Below are 14,285 nucleotides of genomic sequence, written 5' to 3'. Positions count from 1 at the left end.
ACACGATGTCGAATTTCTTCATCGACAGGCCGATCTTTGCCTGGGTGATCGCTCTGGTGATCATGCTGGTGGGCGGCTTGTCCATCCTCAAACTGCCGGTCAACCAGTACCCGAGCATCGCCGCTCCGGCCGTGAGCATCCAGGTCAACTACCCGGGTGCCTCCGCGCAGACCGTGCAGGACACCGTGGTGCAGGTGATCGAGCAGCAGATGAACGGTATCGACGGGCTGCGTTACATCAGCTCGGCGAGCAACTCCGATGGCAGCATGGAGATCATCGTCACCTTCAACCAGGGCACCAACCCGGACATCGCCCAGGTTCAGGTGCAGAACAAACTGCAACTGGCGACCCCGATGCTGCCTCAAGAGGTTCAGCAGCAGGGCCTGCGGGTCACCAAGTCGGTGCGTAACTTCCTGCTGGTGATCGGTGTGGTTTCCACCGATGGCAGCATGAGCAACCAGGACCTTTCCAACTACATCGTCGCCAACCTGCAGGACCCGATTTCGCGGACCCCGGGTGTGGGTGACTTCCAGGTGTTCGGTGCCCAGTACGCCATGCGCATCTGGCTGGACCCGGCCAAGCTCAACAACTTCCAGCTGACCCCGGTCGACGTGCGTTCCGCCGTCGAAGCGCAGAACGTGCAGATATCGTCCGGCCAGTTCGGCGGCCTGCCTGCCGAACCCGGCCAGCAGCTCAACGCCACCATCATCGGCAAGACGCGACTGCAGACCCCCGAGCAATTCCGCGACATTCTGCTCAAGGTCAACCGTGACGGCTCCCAGGTGCGCCTGGGTGACGTCGCCCGCGTCGAGCTGGGCGGCGAGAACTATAACGTGCGTGCCGAGTACAACGGCAACGCCGCGTCCGGCCTGGCCATCCGCCTGGCCACCGGGGCCAACGCCCTGGATACCGCCAAGGGAATTCGCGCCACCATCGACGAGTTGAAGCCGTTCTTCCCGGCGGGTATGGAAGTGGTGATGCCGTATGACTCCACCCCCGTGGTGCAGGAGTCGATCAACAGCGTGATCATGACCCTGATCGAAGCCTTCGTGCTGGTCTTCCTGGTCATGTACCTGTTCCTGCAGAACTTCCGCGCCACGCTGATTCCCACCCTCGCGGTGCCGGTGGTGCTGCTGGGCACCTTCGGCGTGCTGGCGTTGTTCGGCTACAGCATCAACACCCTGACCATGTTCGCCATGATCCTGGCCATTGGCCTGCTGGTGGACGATGCCATCGTGGTGGTGGAGAACGTCGAGCGGGTGATGCGCGAAGAGGGGCTGTCGCCGCTCGAAGCGACGCGCAAGTCCATGGGGCAGATCCAGGGCGCGCTGGTGGGCATCGGCGTGGTGCTCTCGGCGGTACTGCTGCCGATGGCCTTCTTCGGCGGCTCGGTGGGGGTGATCTACCGGCAGTTCTCGATCACCATCGTCTCGGCCATGGTGTTGTCGGTCATCCTCGCGCTGATCTTCACGCCGGCGCTGTGCGCCACCATGCTCAAGCCCATCGCCAAAGGCGACCACCATGAGAAGCGCGGCTTCTTCGGCTGGTTCAACCGCACCTTCGATCGCAGCGTGAACAGCTACGAGCGGGGCGTGCGTGGGGTGGTCAAGCGCAAGGCGCCGTTCCTGATCATCTATGCGGCGATCGTCGCGGCGATGGTTTGGCTGTTCACCCTGATTCCCTCGGCGTTCCTGCCCGACGAAGACCAGGGCGTCCTGTTCGCCCAGGTACAGACCCCATCGGGCTCCAGTGCCGAGCGTACCCAGGCGGTCGTCGACGACATGCGCAAGTACCTGCTCGAAGACGAGAAGGACGTGGTCAGCTCGGTGTTCACCGTGACCGGCTTCAACTTCGCCGGCCGTGGGCAGAGTTCGGGCATGGCGTTCATCATGCTCAGGCCATGGTCCGAGCGCACCGCCGACGGCACCAGCGTGTTCGACCTGGCGCAACGCGCCCAGGGGCGCTTCTTCGGTGGCGAGTTCCGCGATGCCATGGTGTTTGCGTTCCCCCCGCCAGCGGTCATGGAAATGGGTAACGCCACTGGCTTCAACCTGTTCCTGCAGGACCGTGCCGGTGTCGGCCAGGCCACCCTGAACGAGGCGCGCGACAAGTTCCTGCAGCTGGCACGACAGAACCCGGCGCTGACCAGCGTGCGGGCCAACGGCCTGCTCGACGAGCCGCAGTTCAAGTTGCTGATCGACGACGAGAAGGTGCGCAGCCTCGGTATCTCCCTGTCGGACGTCAACAGCACCATGCAAATGGGCTGGGGCGGCAGCTACGTCAACGATTTCATCGACAAGGGGCGCGTCAAGCGCGTGTACCTGCAGGGTGAAGCCTCCTCGCGGATGAGCCCGGAAGACTTCGGCAAGTGGCACGTGCGCAACGACCAGGGCCAGATGGTGCCCTTCACCGCCTTCTCCTCGGGTGAGTGGACCTACGGGTCGCCCAAGCTGTCGCGCTACAACGGTGTGAGCGCCATCGAGATTCTCGGTGAGCCAGCCCCGGGCTTCAGCTCGGGTGAGGCGATGGCCGCGGTCGAGGAGATCGCCAGCCAGTTGCCGGAAGGGATCGGCTACTCCTGGACGGGGCAGTCCTACGAGGAGCGCCTGGCGGGTTCGCAGACACTGGTCCTTTATGCGCTATCGCTGCTGGTGGTGTTCCTGGCCCTGGCCGCGCTGTATGAGAGCTGGTCGATTCCGTTCTCGGTGATACTGGTGGTTCCGTTGGGTATCATCGGCGCCCTGCTGTTCACCTTGGGGCGTGGGCTGTCGAACGATGTGTTCTTCCAGGTGGGGCTGATCACGACCATCGGTTTGTCGGCGCGTAACGCGATTCTCATCGTAGAGTTCGCCAAGGCGCTGCACGAACAGGGCAAGAGCCATGTCGAAGCCGCTGTAGAGGCGTGCCGCATGCGTCTGCGTCCGATCATCATGACCTCCCTGGCGTTCATCCTCGGGGTGATTCCGCTGGCGATTTCCAGCGGCGCGGGTGCCGGCAGCAAACACGCCATCGGCACCGGTGTGATCGGTGGCATGGTCACCGCTGCGGTTCTGGCGATTTTCTGGATCCCGCTGTTCTACGTGCTGGTCAGCTCGATGTTCAAGGACAAGAGCGCCAAACCAACCAACGAGAAGGAGGCCGTCCAGTGAGGCAGTCCCTGTTGTCTCTGGCGGTCGCGAGCATCGTGCTCAGCGGCTGCACCATGATCCCCGACTACCAGCGCCCTGCGGCGTCGGTAGACGGCGCCTGGCCCCAGGGCCAGGCCTACGAAGGCAGCAACGTGCAGGGCACGGTGGCTGCGGCTGACCTGGGCTGGCGCGAGTTCCTGCGTGACCCGGCGCTGCAGCGCCTGGTGGAAACCGCGCTGACCAACAACCGCGACCTGCGTGTTGCCGCGTTGAACGTCGAGGCCTTCCGCGCCCAGTACCGCATCCAGCGTTCCGAGCTGTTTCCCAACATCTCGGCCGATGGCAGCGGCACCCGCCAGCGCACCCCCGCTGACTTGTCGCAGACCGGCCGTTCGACCGTTGGCGGGCAATACAGCGCCACTCTCGGCGTGAATGCCTGGGAAGTCGACTTCTTCGGGCGCCTGCGCAGCCTCAACGAGCAGACCCTGCAGCAGTACTTCGCCACCGAAGAAGCGCAGCGCGGCGCGCAGATCAGCCTGATCGCCAGCGTGGCCAATGCCTACCTGACGCTGCAGGCCGACGAAGCGCTGCTCAAGGTGACCCGCGAAACCCTGGGTGCCTTCCAGCGCAGCCTGGAGTTGACCCAGCGCAGCTTCGACGTCGGCGTGACCGACGCGCTGGCGCTCAGCCAGGCGCGCACCTCGGTGCAGACCGCCCAGGCCAGCCTGGCTCAGTACACCCGCCTGGTCGCCCAGGACCGCAACGCCCTCGGCGTGCTGCTTGGCGGCCCGGTGCCGGCGGACCTGCCTCAGGGCGAAGGTCTGGACAAGCAGCTGCTCGCCGATGTTCCGGCTGGCCTGCCGTCCGAGTTGCTGCAGCGTCGTCCCGATGTGTTGCAGGCCGAACGTGAGCTGCTTGCCGCCAATGCCAGCATTGGTGCTGCACGGGCCGCGTTCTTCCCGAGCATCAGCCTGACCGCCAATGCCGGTACCGCCAGCAGCCAGCTGTCAGGCCTGTTCGATGGCGGCTCGGGCACCTGGCTGTTCCAGCCACAGATCAACCTGCCGATCTTCACGGCCGGGCGCCTGCGCGCCAACCTCGACTATGCCGAGATCCAGAAGAACATCGAGGTGGCGACCTACGAGAAAGCCATCCAGACGGCCTTCCAGGAAGTCGCCGATGGCCTGGCGGCGCGAGGCACCTTCGAGGAGCAGTTGCAGGCACAGCGCAGCCTGGTGGAAACCTCGGAAAATTATTACGACCTCGCCGATCGCCGCTTCCGGACCGGGGTGGACAGCTACCTGACCCTGCTCGATGCCCAGCGCCAGCTGTTCAATGCGCAGCAGGAGCTGATCGGTGTACGCCTGTCCCAGCTGACCAGCGAGATCAACCTGTACAGGGCGCTCGGTGGCGGCTGGAATGAGCGCACGCCGGCTGCTCCGGCGACCGCGGCCGCCCCGCGGTCATGACCCGTTAGCGGTACGTGCATGAAAAAGCCCCGCAATTGCGGTCGCAATTGCGGGGCTTTTTCATGGCTGCGCTTTGTCGGTCACGGCGTTTGCACGCGGCGGGCCGAGCTGTTCATCTTGTGGCGAACCAACTGAACCACGCCCGGCAGGATCGATACTAGGATGATGCCGATGATCAGGTAGTGCAGATTGCTCTGCACCGCCGGCAGGTTGCCGAAGAAGTAGCCGCCATAGGTGAACAGGGTGACCCAGAGGATGGCGCCGACCACGTTGTACGCCGCGAAGTGGGCGTAATTCATGTGGCCCATGCCGGCGACGAAGGGCGCGAACGTGCGCACGATGGGCACGAAGCGCGCGAGGATGATGGTCTTGCCACCATGGCGGGCATAGAACTGTTGGGTGATTTCCAGGTGGCTGCGGCGAAAGATCTTCGAATCCGGATTGCGGAACAGCCGCTGGCCCATGAAGCGGCCGATGGTGTAGTTCAGGGCGTCGCCCAGGATCGCCGCGGTGATCAACAGCAGCACCAGCAGGTGAACGTTCATGGTGCCGTGCACGGCGATGGCACCGGCAACGAACAGCAGCGAATCACCCGGCAGAAAGGGCGTGACCACCAGGCCGGTCTCGCAGAATACGATCAGGAACAGGATCGCGTAGATCCAGGTGCCGTATTGGGCGGTAAGGGCCGCCAGGTGCTGGTCGATATGCAGAATGAAATCGATAACCAGGTGAATAAAATCCATCGAGGGCTCCAACAGTGGTGCGCGGCGGCCGTTACAGGGCGGGCTGCTCAGAGGCGGCATATCGATGCAACAGCGCGACGGCGCATGCTGCAAGGGGTCAGGCAGGTCTTTGAGCCGCGCTCCGGGCAAGCGTTCCATCGGCCCTGCACCGGGCGACGAAATTGACGGGAGGGCAGGGCAGGGCGCTGCTAGCGACGTGCGTTATCGGGAAGGTGCAACTCGGTGGTCTGCGCTTCGTTGGCCGGCATGGCGAGCGAGCCGTTGCCCGTAGGGTTCTGCAAGGACCGCAGCCTGGCGTTGGCGGCCATCTTTTCCGACCAGGCGAACTGCAGCTCGCGGTATTGCGGCGCCACCGCAGCACTGTTGAGGCGCGCCTGTTCTTCCCAAAATGCGGCGTCGCCGCGCCACCAGGGATCTTCACCCGGTGCCGGGGGCTCGATGGCCTTCGGCCTGGCCGATGTGATCGAGATCGGTATCGCGGTGATCGGCTGCGGCGTCGCGGGCGGCGGCTCGTCCTTGAACAGGGCGAACAGATACACGCTCCCATACGCCAGCGCGGCGCCAACGACCATCGCCGCGGCACCGCGCAGTAGCTCGCTGCGCGAGCCGTAAGAGTTACCAGCTGAAGCTTTCATCATCCATCCCCATATCCATCCTTAGATAGAGAAAGAGCCAACATGCACGGGTGGCGCAAACGTCCGTGAATGATAGCTACTTACGTAGCGTCGACGGACTTTTTTCCACGCGTGCACTGTACCGCAAATGCGTTACTTGGCCTTGATGATGCGCTGGATGGTACCGGTGTTGTTGTTCAGCAACACGTAGTCGGTACCGATCTTCACCCAGTGCTCATGTTCCTTGTCTTCGGGCTCGGGCAGGTTGTGTTTTTTCAGGTCCTTGATGGCGTAATCGTCGCGCCAGTATTTGTGCGGCGCGGGCGTGCCTTCCTTCAGGTGACCGATGTGCATCGGATCCTTGGCTTCCGGTTCTTCCTGGTCGGGCTTCTGCTGCAGCACCTGGTCCTGATAGACCTCACGGGCCGGTTCCTGTTTTGCCGGATCGGCCGCCTGGGCAAGACCGCTGATCAGCAGAGCGCCGAGCAATACGCTGAGGGTGGGCGTGGTTTTCATGGTGACTCTCCTTAATCCGTGTCCATGTTTATGGACAGGAACAGGTTGCAGAACACTCAACCTAAATTTTCACCGCAGCTTGCAGAGCGCCGTTTCGCCTGTGCTGGCAGGGTGAAATCAGGCAGGTGACCGGCTGCCGAACGGTGGTTTTTTTCAGTGAACCTTCGCGGTTGTCGGCGCGCCTATTGAGGATGTTCATCGAGTCGAGTCGGTCATGCCCGTTTCAGTTTTTCTTGCCCTGGTCTTTGGTAGTGTCGGTGCCGTACTGATGGGCATCGGCCTTTCGCGCCGCCGTGCCAGCCGCGACTGGCAGCAGGCGCAGGGGCGCATTATCGCCAGCGACTGGGGGCTCAACACCTCAAGCAGGTATCCGCGCTTCGAGTGGCGCGACGAAGATGGCAACCTGCATATGCACGAAAGCAGCATGAGCAGCTGGCGCCATTATCGTAAAGGTGACCCGGTGCCGGTGCGCTACGATCCGGCCTTTCCCAAGCACGCCGTGATCGATACACCCGTGCAGCGCGGCGCCTCGTTCTTCTGGCTCGGCGTGTTGCTGTGCAGCATCTGCGCGACGTTTCTGCTCGTCGAGCTGGCGCTTCAGTAGAGCGCTTCACCGCCGGCCGCCGTCGGCCTGCGACGATCGAGCACATACGTCCAATCGATAGCCTGCCCCAGGCGGCATAGTGGCTGCACGGTCAACGCGGCCCTGTGCCCGCTGATCGTCACGCCACCGGCTGCCGGATCGCCGCGTGGATCCCGATCCGATCATGGGGACACCTCCTTGAAGCCGCTGCTGCGCTGCCTGCCAACCTCGTCTGCCCGGTTACGTCACCATGCCGGATGCGCCTGCATGCCTGTCTCGGGGGGGCGTTGAGATGGCTGCCATCGAGCCTGGGCGCGTCGTCACGTTGGTCATTCAGCACAAGGTGCTTGCCGGTTGCGTGCCGGCCTACGAGGCCTGGCTCAAGCGCGCGGTCAGCGCCGCCGAGCAGCAGAACGGTCACCTGGGCGTGAACGTGATCCGCTCGGACGGGCAGAACGACACCTTCACCACCGTGCTGCGCTTCGCCGAAAGCTGGCAACTGGACGACTGGATCGCCTCGGACCGCCGCCGCCTGCTTATCAACGAGGTGCTGCCGCTGCTCGAAGGCGGTGACCAGACCCAGGTCAGCCGCGACCACGAATTCTGGTTCAGCCCCGCACATGCCCAGGCGCCGCAGCCGCCGAAATGGAAACAGGCAGTGCTGACCTATCTGGTCATCTGCCCCTTGACCATGCTCATTCCGCAGTTCTGGCTGCCGCTGTTCCAGCAGTACCCGGCCCTTGGCGGGGTGGTACCGAGCAACCTGCTGATCACCCTGTGCATCGTCGTGCCGGTGGTGTTCTGGATCATGCCGGTGGTGACCCGCTGTTGCGCCGGCTGGCTGAGCGCCCGCTGATTTCCCTTCCCTATCGATACCCGAGAGGACATGTCCATGAGCACCTTCACCACCCGCGACGGCACCGAGATCTACTTCAAGGACTGGGGCACCGGCAAGCCCGTGCTGTTCAGCCACGGCTGGCCACTGGACGCGGACATGTGGGAATACCAGATGGAGTACCTGAGCAGCCGCGGTTACCGCACCATCGCCTTCGACCGTCGCGGCTTTGGGCGTTCCAGCCAGCCGTGGACGGGCTACGATTACGACACCTTCGCCGACGACATCGCTGAGTTGATCGAGCATCTCGACCTGCATGACGTCACCCTGGTCGGCTTTTCCATGGGCGGCGGCGACGTCAGCCGCTACATCGGCCGTCACGGTACCGCGCGGGTCGCCAAGCTGGCGCTGCTCGGCGCGGTCACGCCGATTTTCGGCAAGGCGGCGGATTTCCCTGAAGGCGTCGATGCTTCGGTGTTCAACGGCATCAAGGACGGTTTGCTGAAAGACCGCGCGCAGTTCATCGCCGACTTCGCCACCCCGTTCTATGGCATCGACAAGGGCCAGCAGGTCTCCGATGGGGTGCTCAGCCAGACCCTAAACATCGCCCTGCTGGCCTCGCTCAAAGGCACCATCGACTGCGTGACGGCCTTCTCGCAAACCGATTTCCGCGCCGACATGGCCAAGATCGATGTGCCGACCCTGGTGATCCACGGTGACGCCGACGCCATCGTGCCGTTCTCCACCACCGGCAAGCGTGCCGCGCAGATGATCGAGGGCGCCGAGCTGAAGGTGTACGAAGGTGCTCCCCACGGTTTCGCCGTGACCCACCAGCAACGCCTCAACGAAGACCTGCTGGCCTTCGTGTCCCGCTGATCACCTGGAGCGCCCCGCCATGACGTCTGATCCCAAAGACCCCAAGCGCCGCCAGATCGTCGCGGCCGGCAGCCTGCTCGGCGCCGCTGGTGCGCTCTGGTCCGCCTTACCTTTTGCCGGTCGCGCCGGCTATGCATTCGGAGCGAACATGAACGACGCCGACCTGATCCTGCTTAACGGCACCTTCCATACCGTCGACCCCGAGCGCCCCCACGCCACCGCCGTGGCCATCAAGGGTGGCCGCTTCATCGCCGTAGGCAGCGATGCCGAGGCGATGGCCACCAAGGGCGCCGGTACACAGGTCATCGACCTGAACAAGCGCACCGCGATTCCCGGCCTCAACGACTCGCACCTGCACCTGATCCGCGGCGGCCTGAACTACAACCTGGAGCTGCGTTGGGAAGGCGTGCCATCGCTGGCCGACGCCCTGCGCATGCTCAAGAACCAGGCCGACCGCACGCCGACTCCGCAGTGGGTGCGCGTGGTGGGCGGCTGGAACGAATTCCAGTTCGCCGAAAAACGCATGCCCACCCTGGACGAGATCAACCAGGCCGCACCCGATACCCCGGTGTTCCTGCTGCACCTCTACGACCGCGCCTTGCTCAACCGCGCCGCGCTGCGCGTGGTGGGCTTCAACAAGAACACGCCCAACCCGCCGGGCGGCGAGATCCAGCGTGACAGCAAGGGTGAACCGACCGGCATGCTGATCGCCCGGCCCAACGCCATGATCCTCTATTCGACCCTGTCGAAAGGGCCGACGCTGCCGCTGGAATACCAGGTCAACTCGACTCGCCAGTTCATGCGCGAGCTCAACCGCCTGGGGCTGACCAGCGCCATCGACGCCGGTGGCGGTTACCAGAACTACCCGGATGACTACCAGGTGATCCAGCAACTGGCCGACAACGACCAGCTCACCGTGCGCATCGCCTATAACCTGTTCACCCAGAAGCCCAAAGAAGAGCTGGCCGACTTCCAGAAATGGACCAAGACCGTTACCTATGGCCAGGGCACCGACTACTTCCGCCACAACGGCGCCGGTGAAATGCTGGCCTTTTCCGCCGCTGACTTCGAGGACTTCCTCGAGCCGCGCCCGGATCTGCCGCCCGGTATGGAAGCCGACCTGGAGCCGGTGGTGCGTCACCTGGTCGAGCACCGCTGGCCGTTCCGCCTGCACGCGACCTACGACGAATCCATTACGCGCATGCTCGACGTGTTCGAGAAGGTCAACCGCGACATCCCGTTCAATGGCCTGCCGTGGTTCTTCGACCATGCGGAGACCATCACCCCGCGCAACATCGAGCGGGTCAGGGCGCTGGGCGGCGGTATCGCCATTCAGCACCGCATGGCCTTCCAGGGTGAGTATTTCGTCGACCGCTACGGCGCCAAGGCCGCCGAAGCCACGCCGCCGATCAAACGCATGCTCGCCGAAGGCGTACCGGTCGGCGCCGGCACCGACGCCACCCGCGTGGCCAGCTACAACCCGTGGACCTCGCTGTACTGGCTGGTCAGCGGCAAGACTGTCGGCGGCACCGCGCTGTACCCCGAAGGCCTGTCCCGCGCCGTTGCGCTGCAGTTGTTCACCCAGGGCAGCGCCTGGTTCTCCAGCGAGCAGGGCAAGAAGGGCCAGGTCAAGGTTGGCCAATTGGCTGACGTGGCGGTGCTCTCGGCGGATTACTTCAGCGTGAGCGAAGAGGCCATCAAGCACCTCGAGTCGGTACTCACCGTGGTCGGCGGCAAGGTCGTGTATGGCGCCGGCGAGTTCGACAAGCTCGGCACACCGCCGTTGCCGGTACTGCCGGAATGGTCGCCGGTCGCCCTGGTGCCGGGGCACTGGAAGCCGTCGGCGCCGCTGCAGGCGGCCGTGCACCAGTGCATCGGTTCCTGCGCGGTGCATGCCCACAGCCACGAGCGCGCCCGGCAGAGCAAGGTGCCGGTGAGCGACTACGCCGGCTTCTGGGGCGCGTTTGGGTGTTCGTGTTTTGCGTTCTAGCGCTTAGCCCCCTGTGGGAGCGGGCCATGCCCGCGATTCGCGCGCATGGCGACGCTCCCACAGGTAATACACACATTTTTTAATTCGGCGCCTCTGCGCCGCCTCGGGCACGGCTGTGCCCGTTTTTTACCAACACAGACTTTTTATCGAGATAGCCCATGACCCGCGTCACCCCACAAACCACCGCCAGCCCCTGGAGCCCGTTGCGCAACAGCGTATTCCGCTGGTTGTGGCTGGCCAGCATCGCCTCCAACATCGGCACCTGGATGCACGAGGTGGGTGCCGGCTGGCTGATGACCTCGCTGTCGGCCAGCCCGCTGGCGGTGGCGATGGTGCAGGTGGCGGCCGCCTTGCCGATGTTCTTTCTGGCGCTGCCCGCTGGCGCTCTGGCGGATATCGTCGACAAACGCCGCTACCTCCTCACCGTGCAGCTGTGGATGGCCACGGTCGCGGTGCTGCTCGCCGGGCTGACGCTGCTTGGCCTGATGAACGTGCCCCTGCTGCTGTTGCTGACGCTGGCCATGGGCATCGGTACCGCGTTGATGATACCTGCCTGGTCGGCGCTCACCCCGGAGCTGGTCGGCAAGCATGAACTGCCCGCTGCGGTGGCGCTGTCGAGCCTGGGCATGAACGTGGCGCGGGCAATCGGCCCAGCCATCGCCGGGGTGCTGGTCAGCCTCAGCGGCCCCTGGCTGACCTTCGCCCTCAACGCCGTGTCGTTCTTCGCGGTAATCGCCGCCCTGTATGCCTGGAAGCGCACGCCCACGGCGAGCATTCTGCCGGCCGAGCGGCTGTTCGGTGCCGTGCGCCTCGGTGTGCGCTATGCGCGCAGTGCCAAACCGCTGCAGGCGGTGCTGGTGCGCACCCTGGCGTTCTTCGTCGGCGCCAGCGCGGGCATGTCGTTGCTGCCGCTCTTGGTGCGCCGCGAGCTGCAGGGCACGGCTGCCGATTTCGGCATCCTGCTCGGCTGCGTCGGCGCCGGTGCCATTGCCGGGGCAATGTTCCTGCCCAAGCTGCGCGAGCGCCTGCGCAGTGACGTGATCGTCGCAGGCGCCAGCGTCGCCTATGCCGGGGTGTTGTTCGGCCTGGCCTTCATCCGCGAATTCGCTCTGCTGATCCCGGTGATGCTGATCAGCGGCGCCGCCTGGATCGCCGTTCTGTCGAGCCTGCAAGTGGCCGCGCAAACCTCGGTGCCGAGCTGGGTCCGGGCCCGCGCGCTGGCGGTGTACATCCTGGTGTTCTTCGGCTGCAGCGCCCTGGGCGGCATCGTCTGGGGGACGCTGGCCAGCGAGTATTCGCTCACCGTGGCACTGGCCGGTGGCGGGGCGATGCTCCTGCTCGGCGTGCTGCTGTCCTGGCGCTTTGGGCTGCCGGTCACCGACGCTGAAGACCTGGCGCCCTCCGTGCACTGGCCGGCGCCAGTGCTCAGCGCCGATATGGACCGCGAGCGCGGCCCGGTGATGGTGACCCTGGAATACGACATCCCTCAGCAAAACGCCGAGGCCTTCAGCCAGGCCATGCTGGCCGTGCGCGCCATGCGCCGGCGCAACGGCGCGTTGTCCTGGGGGCTGTTGCAGGACAGCGAGAACCCCAACCTCTGGCAGGAATTCTTCTTCGATGCCTCATGGCTCGAGCACCTGCGCCACCACGGCCGGGTCACCGTCGCCGAACAGCGCATCGAAGCCCACGCCCGGCAGTACCAGCGCGAGGGCGTGGCCGTGCGCATTCGCCACCTCCTCGGCGTGCCGGCACCGCGTGGCCCGCACACCCCTTCATCAAACACCCCGCATGCAACCACAGGAGTTTCACCATGACCGTTCCCTACAAGCGCCTCAACAAAGATGACGCCGTCGTTCTGCTGGTCGACCACCAGGCTGGCCTGATTTCCCTGGTGCAGGATTTCACCCCGAGCGACTTCAAGAACAACGTGCTGGCCCTGGCCGCCTGCGCCAAGTTCTTCAACCTGCCGACCATCCTCACCACCAGCTTCGAACAAGGCCCGAACGGTCCGCTGGTTCCCGAGCTGAAAGAGATGTTCCCGGACGCGCCGTACATCGCCCGCCCTGGCCAGATCAACGCCTGGGACAACGAAGATTTCGTCAAGGCGATCAAGGCCACCGGCAAGAAGCAGATCATCATCGCCGGCGTGGTGACCGACGTCTGCGTGGCGTTCCCGACCCTGTCGGCGATCGCCGAGGGCTTCGACGTGTTCGTGGTGACCGACGCTTCCGGCACCTTCGACAAGACCGTGCAGCAGGCCGCCTGGAACCGCATGAGCGCCTCCGGTGCCCAGCTGATGAACTGGTTCAGCGTAGCCTGTGAACTGCATCGCGACTGGCGCAACGACATCGAAGGCCTGGGCGCCTTGTTGTCCAATCACATCCCCAACTACCGTAACCTGATGACCAGCTACTTCACGCTGACTGCCGGCAAGTGATACCACCCGGCCGCAGCGTTCAACCGCCGCGGTCGGCTCCGGAGCACCGTCTTGAACCGTAACGATCTACGCAAAGTCGACCTGCAACTGCTGGTCGTGTTCGAAAGCCTGATGCACGAGCGCAACCTCACGCGCACGGCTGAAAAGCTGTTTCTCGGCCAGCCGGCGATCAGCGCCTCGCTGACCCGTCTGCGCGACTATTTCAATGATCCCCTGCTGGTGCGCAACGGCCGCGAAATGGAGCCGACGCCACGGGCAATGGAGATCTTTCGCCGCCTGCCGTCCGCCCTGGATGGCATTTCCCAGGCCATCAGCGAAGTCCGCGATTTCGACCCGAGCAGCAGCACCTCGGTGTTTCGCATCGGCATGTCCGACGACGTCGAATGCGGCCTGCTGCCCCAACTGCTCGCCCACCTGCGCCAACAGGCGCCCGATTGCGTGCTGGTGGTACGCAACGCCAACTTCCTATTGCTGCCGGGCCTGCTCGCCACGGGCGAGGTGTCCATCGGCATCAGCTACACCACGCAGCTGCCGGCCAACGCCAAGTGCCGCAGCCTGCGCGACATCCGCGCCATGGTCATCCGCGCCGCCGATGGTTCGCCGCCGTTGAGCCTGGACGACTACTGCACGCGCCCCCATGCCCTGGTGTCGATGTCCGGCGACCTGTGCGGCAACATCGACCAGGACCTGGCACGCCTCGACCGCACCCGCAAGATCGCCCTGGCCGTGCCGCACTTCAACGGTCTCGGCGCACTGCTGCGCAACTCGGACATGATTGCCACCATCCCGGACTACGCCGCCGAAGCGCTGTTACAGGGCGGTGGCCTGGTGACCGAGGAGCCGCCGTTCGACATCGTGCCCGCGCAGTTGACCATGGTCTGGCGCGCCGCCCAGGACCAGGACCCCGCCGAACGCTGGCTGCGCGAGCAGATCCTGCGTTTCATGGGCACCTGACCCGCGCTGGCGGAGCCTGGCTGCCTGCCATCAACACTTTCGTGTGGCTGCACGACAACCCTTGCGGGTCTGCCGCTGCGGCTGTCCTGCCTCGATAATCGGCGTTACGATCTACAACCTGATAGCTGCCCGGCCTGGGC

The 14,285-nt window shown here is 64.7% G+C and carries 12 protein-coding genes; 9 read left to right on the top strand and 3 right to left on the bottom strand.

Features of this window, described 5'->3' with window-relative positions:
- Positions 1–5 precede the first annotated feature (5 nt).
- Both ACZ0AV_RS09125 and ACZ0AV_RS09120 read left to right on the top strand, forming a co-directional pair.
- Positions 6–3,149: an efflux RND transporter permease subunit gene (locus tag ACZ0AV_RS09125; protein ID WP_499150747.1), complete on the top strand. Its 3,144-nt coding sequence runs from the start codon at positions 6–8 to the stop codon at positions 3,147–3,149.
- Positions 3,146–4,597, top strand: coding sequence for an AdeC/AdeK/OprM family multidrug efflux complex outer membrane factor (locus ACZ0AV_RS09120; RefSeq protein ID WP_499150746.1), 1,452 nt, complete (start codon positions 3,146–3,148; stop codon positions 4,595–4,597). The genes ACZ0AV_RS09125 and ACZ0AV_RS09120 overlap by 4 nt, the downstream gene beginning before the upstream one ends.
- Positions 4,598–4,677: 80 nt before the next feature.
- Here the strand turns inward: ACZ0AV_RS09120 and ACZ0AV_RS09115 are convergent, their stop codons facing one another.
- The 3 genes from ACZ0AV_RS09115 to ACZ0AV_RS09105 form a co-directional block, all read right to left on the bottom strand.
- Positions 4,678–5,340 (bottom strand): DedA family protein, encoded by a 663-nt coding sequence (locus ACZ0AV_RS09115; protein ID WP_499150745.1) that lies wholly within the window; start codon positions 5,338–5,340, stop codon positions 4,678–4,680.
- Between the two features lie 188 nt (positions 5,341–5,528).
- Positions 5,529–5,975, bottom strand: a complete 447-nt coding sequence (locus tag ACZ0AV_RS09110; protein ID WP_499150744.1) for a hypothetical protein — start codon at positions 5,973–5,975, stop codon at positions 5,529–5,531.
- Between the two features lie 132 nt (positions 5,976–6,107).
- A complete protein-coding gene (locus tag ACZ0AV_RS09105) occupies positions 6,108–6,470 on the bottom strand; it encodes an RcnB family protein (protein WP_499150743.1) in 363 nt (120 codons plus the stop codon).
- 214 nt (positions 6,471–6,684) lie between these two features.
- On the opposite strand from ACZ0AV_RS09105, the gene ACZ0AV_RS09100 reads away from it, so the two are divergent.
- The 7 genes from ACZ0AV_RS09100 to ACZ0AV_RS09070 all read left to right on the top strand — a co-directional run bounded on the left by ACZ0AV_RS09100 (position 6,685) and on the right by ACZ0AV_RS09070 (position 14,145).
- Positions 6,685–7,074: a DUF3592 domain-containing protein gene (locus tag ACZ0AV_RS09100; RefSeq protein WP_499150742.1), complete on the top strand. Its 390-nt coding sequence runs from the start codon at positions 6,685–6,687 to the stop codon at positions 7,072–7,074.
- A gap of 271 nt (positions 7,075–7,345) precedes the next feature.
- Positions 7,346–7,909 carry an antibiotic biosynthesis monooxygenase gene (locus tag ACZ0AV_RS09095; protein ID WP_499150741.1) on the top strand — a complete coding sequence of 188 codons (564 nt, stop codon included), beginning with the start codon at positions 7,346–7,348 and terminating at the stop codon, positions 7,907–7,909.
- Positions 7,910–7,945: 36 nt separating this feature from the next.
- Positions 7,946–8,764, top strand: coding sequence for an alpha/beta fold hydrolase (locus tag ACZ0AV_RS09090; protein WP_499150740.1), 819 nt, complete (start codon positions 7,946–7,948; stop codon positions 8,762–8,764).
- 148 nt (positions 8,765–8,912) lie between these two features.
- Positions 8,913–10,754 carry an amidohydrolase gene (locus ACZ0AV_RS09085; RefSeq protein WP_499153333.1) on the top strand — a complete coding sequence of 614 codons (1,842 nt, stop codon included), beginning with the start codon at positions 8,913–8,915 and terminating at the stop codon, positions 10,752–10,754.
- A gap of 158 nt (positions 10,755–10,912) precedes the next feature.
- Positions 10,913–12,568, top strand: coding sequence for an MFS transporter (locus ACZ0AV_RS09080; protein ID WP_499150739.1), 1,656 nt, complete (start codon positions 10,913–10,915; stop codon positions 12,566–12,568).
- A complete protein-coding gene (gene ycaC / locus ACZ0AV_RS09075; RefSeq protein WP_070881174.1) occupies positions 12,565–13,191 on the top strand; it encodes an isochorismate family cysteine hydrolase YcaC in 627 nt (208 codons plus the stop codon). The genes ACZ0AV_RS09080 and ycaC overlap by 4 nt, the downstream gene beginning before the upstream one ends.
- A 51-nt stretch (positions 13,192–13,242) precedes the next feature.
- A complete protein-coding gene (locus tag ACZ0AV_RS09070; RefSeq protein ID WP_499150738.1) occupies positions 13,243–14,145 on the top strand; it encodes a LysR family transcriptional regulator in 903 nt (300 codons plus the stop codon).
- The last annotated feature ends 140 nt before the right edge of the window (positions 14,146–14,285 follow it).

Source organism: Pseudomonas sp. AC532 (genome assembly GCF_979258965.1).
This window is presented reverse-complemented; position numbering and strand designations above follow the sequence as displayed.